This is a genomic window from Aminobacter sp. J41 (assembly GCF_000526635.1).
GTDB lineage: Bacteria > Pseudomonadota > Alphaproteobacteria > Rhizobiales > Rhizobiaceae > Aerobium.
Genome location: NZ_JAGL01000054.1, coordinates 1 through 12,947, shown reverse-complemented (window position 1 = coordinate 12,947; position 12,947 = coordinate 1). Strand labels below are relative to the sequence as shown.

Annotated in this window: 9 protein-coding genes; 7 read left to right on the top strand and 2 right to left on the bottom strand. The window is 61.2% G+C overall.

The window, feature by feature from the left end:
• The first annotated feature begins 65 nt into the window (after window positions 1-65).
• From L630_RS0119465 to L630_RS22295, 6 genes are all read left to right on the top strand, one after another.
• Window positions 66-1,255, top strand: a protein-coding gene (locus L630_RS0119465; protein ID WP_156941773.1) for an IS3 family transposase whose coding sequence is annotated in 2 segments (ribosomal slippage) — window positions 66-318 and window positions 318-1,255 — 1,191 coding nt in all. Because the reading frame shifts where the segments join, the coding sequence is not laid out codon by codon here.
• A gap of 589 nt (window positions 1,256-1,844) precedes the next feature.
• Window positions 1,845-2,630, top strand: a complete 786-nt coding sequence (locus L630_RS0119460; protein ID WP_024849867.1) for an ABC transporter permease — start codon at window positions 1,845-1,847, stop codon at window positions 2,628-2,630.
• Complete coding sequence (locus L630_RS0119455) at window positions 2,620-4,029, top strand: ABC transporter ATP-binding protein (protein ID WP_024849866.1); 1,410 nt, start codon at window positions 2,620-2,622, stop codon at window positions 4,027-4,029. The genes L630_RS0119460 and L630_RS0119455 overlap by 11 nt, the downstream gene beginning before the upstream one ends.
• Window positions 4,030-4,070: 41 nt before the next feature.
• The gene (locus tag L630_RS22300) at window positions 4,071-7,748 is read left to right on the top strand and encodes a rhamnan synthesis F family protein (protein WP_144708874.1); all 3,678 of its coding nucleotides are present in this window, start codon (window positions 4,071-4,073) and stop codon (window positions 7,746-7,748) included.
• Entirely contained in the window at window positions 7,745-8,728 is a 984-nt protein-coding gene (locus tag L630_RS0119445; RefSeq protein ID WP_024849864.1) for an NAD-dependent epimerase/dehydratase family protein, read from the top strand. The genes L630_RS22300 and L630_RS0119445 overlap by 4 nt, the downstream gene beginning before the upstream one ends.
• 42 nt (window positions 8,729-8,770) lie before the next feature.
• Window positions 8,771-10,882, top strand: a complete 2,112-nt coding sequence (locus tag L630_RS22295; protein ID WP_198019560.1) for a glycosyltransferase — start codon at window positions 8,771-8,773, stop codon at window positions 10,880-10,882.
• Between the two features lie 127 nt (window positions 10,883-11,009).
• On the opposite strand, the gene L630_RS0119435 is transcribed toward L630_RS22295, so the two are convergent.
• Both L630_RS0119435 and L630_RS0119430 read right to left on the bottom strand, forming a co-directional pair.
• Window positions 11,010-12,311: an HlyD family type I secretion periplasmic adaptor subunit gene (locus L630_RS0119435; protein WP_024849862.1), complete on the bottom strand. Its 1,302-nt coding sequence runs from the start codon at window positions 12,309-12,311 to the stop codon at window positions 11,010-11,012.
• 20 nt (window positions 12,312-12,331) lie between these two features.
• The gene (locus L630_RS0119430) at window positions 12,332-12,607 is read right to left on the bottom strand and encodes a hypothetical protein (RefSeq protein ID WP_024849861.1); all 276 of its coding nucleotides are present in this window, start codon (window positions 12,605-12,607) and stop codon (window positions 12,332-12,334) included.
• A gap of 68 nt (window positions 12,608-12,675) precedes the next feature.
• Between L630_RS0119430 and L630_RS0119425 the strand changes: the two genes are divergently transcribed.
• Window positions 12,676-12,947 (top strand): transposase (locus L630_RS0119425; protein WP_024849870.1); only part of this gene is annotated, 272 nt, incomplete at its 3' end.

Here is a 12,947-nt window from a genome sequence, read left to right as displayed (position 1 = left end):
TGACCTGCCACTGAGTTTTTCCTCCACCTGGAGTTAGAGTCCGGCCTTGATTGAAGGACGGACAGATGAAGCGGAAGCGGTTTTCGGAAGAGCAGATCATCGGGGTTCTGCGCGAGCACGAGTCGGGTGCGAAGGCGGCCGATCTGGCCCGCAAGCACGGGGTGAGCGAAGCGACCCTGTATAACTGGAAGGCGAAGTATGGGGGGATGGAGGTGTCCGACGCCAAGCGCCTGAGGTCTCTGGAAGAGGAGAATACGAAGCTGAAGAAGCTGCTCGCCGACCAGATGCTGGAAGCATCGGCACTTCGCGAGCTTCTGTCAAAAAAATGGTAGGGCCCGCCGCCAAGCGCGAAGCCGTCGCGCATCTGCAGGCCGCCATGGGCCTGTCGGAGCGTCGGGCCTGTTCCTTCGTCGGTGCCGATCGCAAGATGGTCCGCTACCAGTCCTGCCGTCCGCCGGAGACCGAACTGCGCGGCCGGCTGCGCGACCTTGCCAATGAACGCCGGCGTTTCGGCTATCGACGCCTGTTCATCCTGCTGCGACGGGAGGGTGAGCCGTCTGGCATCAACCGTATCTACCGGCTCTACCGAGAAGAAGGGTTGACGGTTCGCAAGCGCCGGGCAAGGCGACGGGCGGTGGGTACGCGAGCGCCGATCCTGGTCGAGGCGAGACCGAACGCACGCTGGTCACTGGACTTCGTGCACGACCAGTTCGCCTGCGGTCGGCGCTTTCGGGTGCTAAACATCGTCGATGACGTGACGCGCGAATGCCTTGCTGCGATCCCTGACACGTCGATCTCCGGTCGTCGTGTCGCCCGCGAGCTTACCGATCTGATCAGCCGTCGCGGCAAGCCGGACATGATCGTTTCGGACCACGGCACCGAGTTCACGTCGAACGCCATCCTTGCCTGGTCGAAAGATCATCGAGTCGAGTGGCATTACATCGCGCCAGGCAAACCCATGCAGAATGGCTATGTGGAGAGCTTCAACGGTCGGATGCGGGACGAGCTGCTGAACGAGAGCCTGTTCTTCGGCATCGACCATGCGCGCAGCGCCATCGCTGAATGGAGGCAGGACTTCAACACCGCGCGACCGCATTCCTCGCTCGGATACCAAACCCCGGCAGCCTTTGCCGAAACTCTCACCGCAACCGGCTCCGACGCTTCGCTCGATAAGGGCTTCGCGTCTCCACCGGTTGCTCAACCCGCGCCCTACGGCGTAACAGAAACGGCCGAGGCTCTAATCGCCGCTGGATGACAGTTCAGTGGCAGGTCAGTGCGCGCAAACATTGAGCAAACGTGAAGTCCAGCCAAAAAAAATAACTGTTATAACAATAGCCTACATAGCGATCTGAGCGAGAAACACTGACGCATGAGGAGAGGCGTCTCTGACGCCCCACCGCAAAAGGAAACAGCCCTGGTCGCCCGGGGCTGTTTTTTTGAGGGACTTGGTTCCGGCCGGCCGAGGCCGCTTGGAGAGGAGACATTCGCACCCTGACTGATCGGAACCGCCGCAGCCGAGGAAGATGGGTTGTCACTGACGCTCAGCGGCAGGATCCGGGACAATTACCGCGCATGAAGCCCTGGCGATCTTTTGTCCTTCGCCCAGAACCGGCAATTTCTCCGCAGCCCCGGTACATCCGGACGCATAATATCTTCGATAACATTTGAATTCGGCTAGCCTGGCAGCGTGAGCCGTACCAAGCTTGCGCCTCCGGAAGCGCGGCTATATATCGGGCGCTTGATCATGCGGGGTCACACCTGAACCCTGCTGCTTTGTCGCGATCTAACGGCGAGTGAGCAAAATCAGGTTGATAGCCGACCAACGACACGATGTCAGGAACCGCTTGAAACACCTCTACGACGTCGCAGCCCCGCTTTTCAAACGCGACATCACCATGCGCTACCGCGGATCGGTGATGGGGCTTGCCTGGACGTTTCTCGTACCGCTGCTGATGCTCGGGGTCTATGCCTTCGTCTTCGGCGGCGTGTTCCGGATGCGCTGGTCGGACGACACCAGCGCGCCTGTCGGAATGCTGGACTTCGCGCTCGTCCTGTTCATCGGCCTGATGATCCACAGCTACGTGTCGGAAGTACTGACGCGCTCACCCACCATCGTGATGGGACACGTCAACCTCGTGAAGCGCGTCGTCTTTCCGCTGCAGATCCTGCCGGTAATGACGGTGTCGACGGCGCTGTTCCAGTTCTTCGTCAGTGCCGTGGTCTTCATGGTATTCCAGCTGGCCGCAACGGGCAGCATCTCGCCGGGGGTGCTTTGGCTGCCTGTGATCGTCTTGCCGCTGACGATCCTGCTGATCGGCGCTGCCTGGGTCCTCGCCAGCATCACAGTCTATATTCGCGACGTGGCGCAGATCATGGGGCTCATTTCCATGGTCCTGCTGTTCATGTCGCCGGTGTTTTATCCGATGTCGCGGCTTCCAGAGCACCTTTGGCCGGTCTTCCAGCTCAATCCGCTCACCTTCATCATCGAGCAGTCGCGCCGTGCCGTCTTCGACAACATGGCGCCGGATTTCACGGGCCTCGCGATCTACACCGTCGTTGCCACGCTTGCCGCGGCACTCGGCTATTTCATTTTCAAACGTCTTCGAAGGGACTTCGCCGATGTCCTCTGAAGCAGACGCAAGGCCGGTGATATCCGTTTCGCATGCGGTCAAGCAGTTCCGCATGTTCAGCCGTCAGTATCATCGCGTCGCCGAACTGCTGAGCTTCGGCTTCAGGCGCTATCACACGCCATTCACGGCGCTGAACGACGTCTCCTTCACCGTCGAACGCGGCGAAGCCGTCGGCATTATTGGCCGCAACGGCTCGGGCAAGTCGACGCTCTTGCAGATCATCTGTGGGACGCTGACGCCCACCTCCGGCAAGGTCGAGGTCAATGGACGCGTTGCTGCCCTGCTGGAGCTCGGCGCCGGCTTCAACCCGGAGTTCACCGGCCGCGAAAACGTCTACCTGAACGCGGCGCTGTATGGCCTCAACCGCAACGAAGTCGATGAGCGGCTGGATAACATCCTCGCCTTTGCCGATATTGGCGACTTCATCGACCAGCCCGTGCGCACCTATTCGAGCGGCATGTTCGTGCGCCTTGCCTTTGCGATCATCGCGCATGTCGATGCCGACATCCTCGTCATCGACGAGGCGCTTGCGGTCGGCGATGTCGCATTCGGACAAAAGTGCATGCGCTTCCTGCGCTCCTTCCGCGAGCATGGTACGATCCTGTTCGTCAGCCATGACACGGCTGCGGTACTTGGACTATGCGACAGGGCTATCTGGCTGGACAAAGGGCGGGTCCAGGCGGAAGGCGCAGCAAAACCGGTGTGCGAAGCCTATTTCGGCCATCTTTTCGGGGATGAACTGAAGCCGCAAGAACCGGAGGAGCCGAGTCTTGCGACTTCGGCGCAGGAAGTCCTTGCGGTTCCGCCCGAGGATTGGATCGATGCGCGCAAGGAGTGGATCAACGCATCGCCCTTGCGAAACGACCTCGAGGTATTCCTCTTCAACCCCGACGGCGGCGGCGATTTCGGGCATGGCGGCGCTGTGATCGAAGACGTTCGACTGACCGACGAGCAGGGACGTCCGCATCGCTGGATCGTTGGCGGCGAGCCGGTGTCGCTCACCGTCACCGTCAAGGCTAAGATTGACCTCGAGCGGCCAATCGTCGGCTTCTTCGTGAAGGACCGCCTCGGCCAGACGCTGTTTGGCGACAACACCTATCTGACGACGCAGATCAAGAGCGACACAATCGTGCGGGCCAAGGCAGGCGAGACACTGACAGCGACGTTCCGCTTTCCCATGCCCATCCTGCCACGAGGCTCCTACGTGATCGCCGTGGCGGTTGCCGACGGCACGCAGGAGGAGCATGTTCAGCACCACTGGATCCACGATGCCCTTGTCTTCAAGTCACATTCGAGTCACGCGGCGGCGGGCTTGATCGGCATACCGATGCTGGATATCCAGATGCATACGGCTTCTGCCCGCGCGGCAAATCCCGTTGCAGTACCGGCCCGCGGCTGACCCACTACCTGCCTTCCGATTGACCAAGAAGTGTTTTCCTCGTGAGCGATTCGCATCCAGATCCTTTGGCTAGCGCCCGCAGGGCTACATCCGCCTCCCAGGCGGCCCCGCGAAATGCGTTCGAGCACGTTCTGAACACCTGCGAGCCTGCGCTGATGGTTCCCCATCGGCTGGTCGAACCGGATTCCTGGGCCGGCCACATTCCGTTTGCCTTCTGGATCGCGGCCAACTTCCGGCCGCGCCGCTATGTCGAGCTCGGTGTGCACACCGGCAATTCATTCTGTGCTGTGGCACAGGCGGTGAAGCACTACGGTCTGCCCACGGACTGCTTCGGCATCGACCACTGGTTCGGCGATGAACAGGCAGGCCTCTATGGCGAGGACGTCTACGCCGACATCAAGGCGTGGCACGATCCTCGCTACGGTCACTTCTCACGACTGCTGCGGATGAGCTTCGAGGACGGGCGCGGCGCGGTTGATGACGGCACCGTCGATCTGCTGCACATCGACGGCCTGCACACTTACGAAGCCGTGCGGACGGACTTCGAGACGTGGCGGTCGAAGGTGAGCGATCGGGGCATCGTCCTGTTCCACGACACGAACGTGTTTCGCGCCGACTTCGGCGTCTGGCAGTACTGGAAGGAAATCCAGGCACAGTTCCCGACGTTTGAGTTCTTCCACAGCAACGGGCTTGGCGTTGCCTATGTCGGTTCCCAGCCGCTGGACGCTCTTCCGGAACCTGTGGCTGCGCTGTTTGCTGGGAACGCGAAGGACGCGTCGCTCGCCGAGGTACGCGGCTATTTCGCTCGTCTCGGCGAAGGCTTCATCCACCAGCTGCGCCTGAGCCAGATCCGCCGGCATGGAGAACATGTCGCGCGTGAGCTCGCGCGAGTGAATGGCGACGTCCATGCTGTCGTCGAGGATCGCGAGCGCCTCCTCGAGCGTGCGAAGAAGTGGGACCAGCTGGCAGTCATGACGGGGGCCTCGCTCGGCCTTAGTCTGGAGGAGCTCAGTGTCGCCCTCTTGAACTTATACAAGAGCGCAAATCCGCAAGCGTATCAGGATCGTGAATTCCTCCAGCGCAGACTGGCGGAGCTTATCGGGCGGGGAACGATCAACCGCTCGGTCGGCGATCTCCTTCTGGAGAATGCTGAAAAACTGACCGACCGCGTTGCGCGCCGGCTCAGGCCGCGCCCAAAAACAGGCGATGACGCCGCCGTTGAGGCGATCCGCGCCAGCGGGCTTTTCGATGAGGCATTTTATGCCCTCAACGGTGAAGCACGGACAGCAGGCATCGACCCGCTCTTGCACTATCTGACGGTTGGCGAAGACAGGAGGGTTGCCCCCTCTTCTGGGTTCGATCCGGACTACTACGCACGGCGTCACCCTGACGTGGCTGCATCCGGTTACGGGCTGCTGAAGCACTATGTTCTCTTTGGACACCACGAAAACCGCAGTCCCCTGCCGCCGGCGCGGCGATTGAACATTCCTTCTATTGCGGAGGGCCGGCCCCGGGCTTTGCTGCTGCTAGAGGACGCCGAGCGCCGGGATCCGGTTGTTCTCGCTCTCGCGATCGCCCCCAAGCTTCGGGAGACTCATGAAGTCATCGCCGTCTTCAAGGACGGTGGTGCACTGCGCTCGGCTTTCGATGGCTCCTCTACGGCAACAATTGACCTACCTGCTGAAGAAGCCATTCAGATCCAGGATCAAGCCGATCTCGTGGCCAGGCTCGCTCGTGACCTGAACCCCTCGTTCGCCATCGTCATCGACGAGGGAGTACGGGAGCTGACACGCGGCCTTGCCGCTGCAGGGGTGGGAGTTACACAGCTAGTCCCGGGCTTTGCCAAACTTCTCGCGCAGCCCGAACAGGCTCACGAGTTCCTGTGGTGGCCGCACCGGGTCATATTCCCGTCGAAGGTGGTCGCGCAGTCGCACCTGCGCGAGCATCCACATCTGTTGGATCGACGCTGCGATATTCTTCCGCTTGCAGGTTCGATTACTGCTGATCCGGAAGCCCCTTTCGGCTCGGAACTCTACAAGGACGCTCTGCTTAAGCGCTTGCGCCCCGCTGAAGCGGGCGGCGCTTTTTTAGTGATTGGCCACGGGCCGCTCTCGGCGAAGAGCGGTGCGGACCTCTTCCTGGCGGTTGCAACAGCCGCGCATTCGGCCGCCCCTGCCGGCAAACCAATACGCTTCGTATGGATAAATGAGGGCGGAGCGGCTGATGAGTTTGAGAATCGCGCGATGCTTGAAGAGCTGAGCGCGCAACGCGGCCTTGGCTCATCGTTCGAAATTCTCGATTCCGTGGAGCGCCTTGAAGATGCAATCCAGGGTGCGGATCTCTTCGCGTTGACCGCGAGGCTCTGCGAGCTTCCCAACGCAGCAGCTACGGCGATGGCACTTGGAGTTCCGGTCGTGTGCTTCGACCAGATGAACAGCCTTGCCGAGAGCCTGTCGGCGGAGCCATTCAAGCTGCTGACGGTGCCTTATCTCGACACCTCTGCAATGGCAGAAAAAATTTGCCGACTGGCGAACGATGAAGCCACCTATGGTTCCATCAAGAATGCACTTGCCGCGCTTGCAACCACCTACGATGGCAGGCTCGACAGCTACGTCGCAAAGCTGGTCGAGATCTCGAAGGAGGCGGCGGAAGAAGCTCGGTTCATCCGGGCGACCTACGACGCAACAAGACAGGCCGACCTTATCCAGCGGGAAGAGCTGCTTCCTGCAACGCCTCCGCACGACCCCGTCCCGCAGGATCATCTTCACGCCTACCTCCAGCGCTGGCGGATTGCCGCTTCGGCGGGCGTCATGCCGCCGAAATGGATCCGCCGCCCGATGACCGGGTTCAACCCACTCATTTACCTGGAGGACGTGCTGGCAGGCGACCTCTCGAAAGAGCCGTTCACCGACTGGCTGCAGAATGGCCGGCCCGAGGGTCGCTGGACGCATCCGGTCGTGCAGCTGGCGGCTGACACTGTTGCCCCGACCTCAACTGCGAAGATCCTTCTGCACGGACACTTCTACTATCTGGACCTCGTTGAAGAGTTTCTTCAGCGCCTGGCGAAAAACCGCAGTAGCTTTGACCTGTTGCTGACGGTACCGAATCAACTGGCGGCAGAGACCGCGAAAGCGATGGTCAAGCGGGTCGCTCCGGACCAGAAAGTGGAGATCAGGGCTGTCGGTAATCTTGGGCGAGATCTTGGCCCTCTTCTCAGCACCATCCGATTTGACGAGCTGACCGAGTACGATATTCTCGGTCATATTCATGGCAAGAAGTCCCCGCATGCATCTCACTCGACAGGGGATGTCTGGAGAACATTCCTTTGGGAACATCTCGTAGGCGGCGAGACGGCCGCAGCTGACATCTGCGTGGACAGGCTGATGAGCGATCCGAACCTTGGCCTGATCTTCCCCGAAGACCCGAACCTCGTCGGTTGGGACGCAAATTTTGAAGCCGCAACCACGCTTGCGAAGAAGATGCGCCGTGCAGCTCCGTTGCCCGCCGCATTCGAATGGCCGGTCGGGGCGATGTTCTGGGCCCGTCCTGCCGCGCTGAAACCGCTGTATGATCTCAACTTGAGCAACGACGACTACCCGGCCGAGCCGATACCCGCGGATGGCACCATCCTCCACGCGCTGGAGCGGCTCATTCCCTTTGCAGTCGAGCAGGCTGGCTTCGGCTATGCCGCGAGTCACCTGCGACAGGTGCAACGTTGAGCGCTCATGTCATCCTTGGAGGCTGTGGCTTCATCGGCCGGCACGTCGCGCTCGCACTGCACCAGCGCGGCGATGAGGTTATTCTCGCGGACGTGGTGGCGCCGTCGGAAGAAATCAGGAAGATCCTGCCTGTTGCCTTCCGCAAGGTAGAGCCAGGACAGGCCGACTGGGATGCCGTCACGAACGGGGCGGACGTCGTCCACCACTATGCCTGGACGACCATCCCGTTTACCGCCAATGCAGATCCGGTTGCGGATCTCGATGCGAACCTCCGGGAAACCGTTCGCCTGCTGGAAGTCCTGCGCGCACGGAAAGCAGAAACCGGGCAAGCACCTAAGGTAGTTTTCTCGTCTTCCGGCGGGACGGTTTACGGGCCGATCAGGCATACACCCGTCAGTGAAAACCATCCTTATAATCCCATCAACGCCTACGGGGCGTCCAAGGCCGCGGCTGAGATCTACCTGAGTTCCTACCGCGCTACCCACGGCATCGACTGCCGGATCGCGCGGATCGCCAACCCCTATGGCGCTGGACAAAATCCCGCGCGCCGGCAAGGAGCCGCCAGCACTTTCCTGTTCCAGGCGCTCGCCGGGGAAACGATCTCGATCTGGGGTGACGGGTCAATCGTCCGCGACTACATCCACATTGCCGACGTGGCGGCCGCCATGGTTGCACTGGCGGACGCACCGGCCGACGCGATTTCCCCGGACGAGCCGCCCGTATTCAACGTCGGCAGCGGCGAAGGCGTTTCGCTGAACCACATCATCGACGTCCTGCGGGATCAGTTGGGCCTCGACCCCATCGTCTCCTACTCCCCGGGCCGTTCGTTCGACGTCCCCGTCAGCGTACTCGACATTACCAAGGCGCGCCTTCAGCTTAACTGGCAGCCGCGCCTCAGCTTCGCCGAAGGCTACCGGCGCATGCTGGCCGACGTTCGGGGCGTCACGCCCCTGTTTTCAACAATGCTGGACAATCACTGACTAATGCATCCGCCTGCCGACGCACCCCTCGTCTCCGTCATCATGCCGGTCTACAACCACGCCCGGTACGTGGCAGACGCACTGCATTCGATCATCTCGCAGGATTGGCGTCCGCTTGAGGTCATTGTCATCGATGACGGCTCTAAGGATGATAGCCTCGACATCGTCAAAAGGATTGCCGACGCCCTTCCAGAAAGTCCCGGCCTGACGCTGCGGGTATCCGGTCGCGAGAACAAGGGCGCGCATACGACGATCAACGAAGGTCTGGCGATGGCGCGCGGTGAATACCTCGCGATCCTGAACTCCGACGACATGTTCATGCCGGGGCGCCTCAGGCGCTGCCTGGAAGCTGCCAAGGCACACAAGTCGCGGATGGTCATAAGCTACGTCGATCCAATCGACGACGACGGCAATCCCCTGTCGGGCGATCATCCATGGCGCCACTGGTACGCCGATGTGATGATGCACGAGCTCGATCTTGCTCCGAGTCTGTCGAGCCTGCTGCTCCGCTACAACATCGGCGTTTCCACCGGCAACTTCTTCTTCCACCGATCTCTCCTCGAAGAAATCGGCCCCCTTGCGGACTACCGCTACGCGCACGACCTCGATTTCCTGCTACGGGCGAGCTATCTGGAAGAACCGGTTCTTGTGCGCGACAAGCTCTATCGCTACCGCGTTCATGCCAGCAACACGATCAAGGAAAGCGATGAGAAGGCGACCGCGGAAGTTGCCAAGATCGTTCGCGAGTACCTGCTGAAGACCTTCGACGCCGCCCCGAAGAATCCCCTCGCACCGCAGTTCAACAACGGTTGCTACCATCTCGGGTCCACACCCTGGCCGCCGCACCTTGGCATGGCCATCGACAGCCTGATGTATGGCCCGACGGTGCGCGATATCGCCAAGGTCGCCCCCTCTGTTGCGCGTCCGCTGAATAAGGCACCTGCACCGGAGGTCGCGCGGAAGTCCATCACGCTACTCAGCCACGAACTGAGCCGTACGGGGGCCCCGGTGCTTCTGCGCGACGTCGCCTCCGCCCTGCACGGCGCAAGCATCAAGACAAACGTGGTGAGCCTCAGCACCGGTCCCTTGGCCGACGACTACGCGAAGATGGGCAGCCCCGTCGTGACCGACAGCGCCCTCACCCGTGCGCTGTCGGTTGGCAGCGCTTTCCTGACACAACTCGGTAGCGATCGTCGCGTGCCGGGCTTTGTGGCCCGTCCAATGCATCTTGCAGCGCGTGTTTCGGGAGTTGCGGGTTCACGACTGCGACTACTGAACTATCGCCGGAAACTGCGGCCAACAGGCACCCTCCTCATCAATTCTTTTGCCAGCTGGCCGCTGGCGTTGCCTCTCCTGGACCGGTGGAAGGGACACGCCTACTGGTACATTCACGAAACCTTTGAGCCTGCCATTCTGATGCGGGGCGAGAAGCACCAGCAGCGGCTGCGGAACCTGTATGCGAGCGGCAAGTTCTCGTTTCTCTTTGGCTCCGATGCTACGAGAGCGAAGTGGGCCTCCGACGGCTACGACGGTGAAGTGTTTTACTGGAGCGGCCTGAGCTCTAAGACCGAGTACATGCGCTTCGCTCCCCGCGACAAGCAGATCATCCTGTCGGTGCAATCCACCGGTCCGCGCAAGGGCACCCTCAGCCTGATCGAGGGCTTTGCCCTTGCGCGACGTCAGGGACTGATCAGCAAGGATGCCGAGCTGCACATCGTGGGCGCGCATCAGCCGTCCAAGAACCAGATGAGCCGGGATTTTCTTTGCCGGATCATGCAGCCGGACGTCCGGGGTTCGGTTCACCTGATCCCTAACCTGGCACCCGGCGAGCTCGATGCGCACTACAGCAGCGCCACCGTCTATGTCCAATCTTCCACCATGGAGTGCCTGCCGCTCGCCCTGCTGAGCGCCATGGCGCACGGGCTACCTATCATCTCGACTGACGCCGACGGCTGCCGGGAAGCAATCTTAAATGAGGAAACCGGTCTGCTGATCGCGTCGCGCCAGCCGGAGCTCATGGCGCAGGCGCTCGGGCGGATGCTCTCCAACCCCGAGGCGGCTGATCGAATGGCGAAGGCCGCCCGGGAGCGCTTCGAGCAAAAGTTTTCACTGGAAGTCACGGTCCAGGCGCTTCTGGAACGCCTAACAAGATAACGCCGCACCACTTGGGTTGCGCAACTTGCGAGTGGTCTACAAGAGGATGGCGCTCGCCATTCCCTTAATGAAACGGGCGGCACACCTTGCGGGGATGCCGCCCTTCTTATAGGTGCTCCGGCCCTTCTTAGTCCTCGCGCATGCTCTTGCGCATCGCGTCGGTCAGCGGCGAAGTGAGGTAATCGAAGACGGTACGCTCGCCCGTCGAGATCATCACTTCGGCTGGCATGCCAGCACTCAGGCGCTCCTCGATGTCATCCGGGACCATGCCCTTGCTGACCTTGATCCGCGCGAGGAAGTACGGTGGCGTGCGGCCATCCTGCGGTGTGATACTCGCACGTGAAACGGTGTCAACCGTGCCGATGACGATCGGCATGAAGCGCCCCGGGAAAGCCGAGAACTTGACTTCCGCCTTCAGCCCCTCGCGGACGCTGTCGATGTCGATGGGTGCTACCTGGGCGTTGATGACCATCTGGTCGTCGCCCGGGACGACCTGCATCAGCACTTCGCCTGGGCGGATGACACCGCCGGTGGTGTGGAAGCGAATGTTCTGGACGAAGCCATCGACCGGCGCGGTGATCAGCGTGCGCTCAAGCACGTTTTCGGCGACCTTGCGCTGCTCCATCAGCTCCTGCAGCTGGCCGTTGATTTCCTTGTACTCGGAGCTTGCACGCTCCTTGTATTGCTGCTGCGCTTGCAGGATCTGGAACTGGGTCTCGCCGATCGATTTCTCGACCTTGGCCATTTCCGTTTCCATGCGGGCGACGTTTTGCCGCACCTCAACGTACTCTTCCTCGTAGGTCGAGAAGAGATTCGTCTGGACCGCGCCCTTCTTCACCGCCGGACGAAGACGCTCGAGACGCTCCGACAGAATCTGGGCGCGCTTGGCAAAAGCCTGCTTCTGGTCCTCCAACCCCTCAAGCTCGCGCTGGAGCTGCTCGATGCGGCTGGTGAGAATGCTCACCTGAGACGAGAGGATTGACTTGCGGTCGTTGAAGATCTCGCGCTGGTCGGCAACGGCGAGCTGCACCTCAGGCGATGGGTCCTTCAGAAGTTCCTCTGAGAGCTCGAAATCCTCGGCCATGCGGCGCTCGGCCTGCAAACGAGCGGCAGTCGCTTCGGCGATATGCTGGCGAATTGTCAGCACGCGCAGGTTGGCGCGGGCCTGAACGTCGTTGAGGCGCATCATCACCTCGCCCGCCTTCACCTGCTGGCCTTCCTCGACATTAATCTCCTCGATGATGCCGCCCTCAAGATGCTGGATCTCCTTGCGGTTCGAGGCGACGTCAATGACCCCCGGAGCGATCACAGCGCGATCGAGCTTGGCAGTGGCGGCCCACACGCCGACAACACCGAAAGTCAGGGCGATGATCGAATAGCCTGCAACGATGAACGGTTTCGGATTCGACCGGTTCTTCTTCTTGCTCACGATGATGTTCCGCTACTTTATCAGGCGCTCTGCGCGACAGGCTGCTGTACCGGCTGAACGCGCTGCACGTTCGCCGTCTGGGGTCTGAACAGCTCCTGCGGCGTCGTGAATGCCTGCATGATCCCGTCACGCATGATGAGGGCGCGGTCGCTGATCGCGAGAAGGTTCGTCTTGTGCGTGACGAGTACGATGGTAATGCCGGCCGCCTTCATCGCCTTGATGGCTTCGAACAGCGCCGTCTCGCCATCACTATCGAGGTTTGAGTTTGGCTCGTCGAGCACGACCAGACGCGGCATGCCGTAGATGGCCCGTGAACCGCGCCGGGATTGCCGGAGGCTCCCCCTCTTGAGAGTAAGGAGCCATCATGACGAAACGGAACGGCAATACCTATTCACCTGAAGTGCGCGAGCGCGCGGTTCGAATGGTTCTGGAACATCGAGGCGAGTATGCTTCGGAATGGGAAGCGATCAATTCGATCGCCTCGAAGATCGGCTGCACCGGCGAGACGCTTCGCGGTTGGGTGCGCCGTGCTGAGCGCGATGCAGGCATGCGCCCTGGGCCGACGAGCGCGGAGCTGTCGCGGATCAAGGAGCTTGAACGGGAGGTTCGCGAGCTTCGTCAGGCCAATGAGATCCT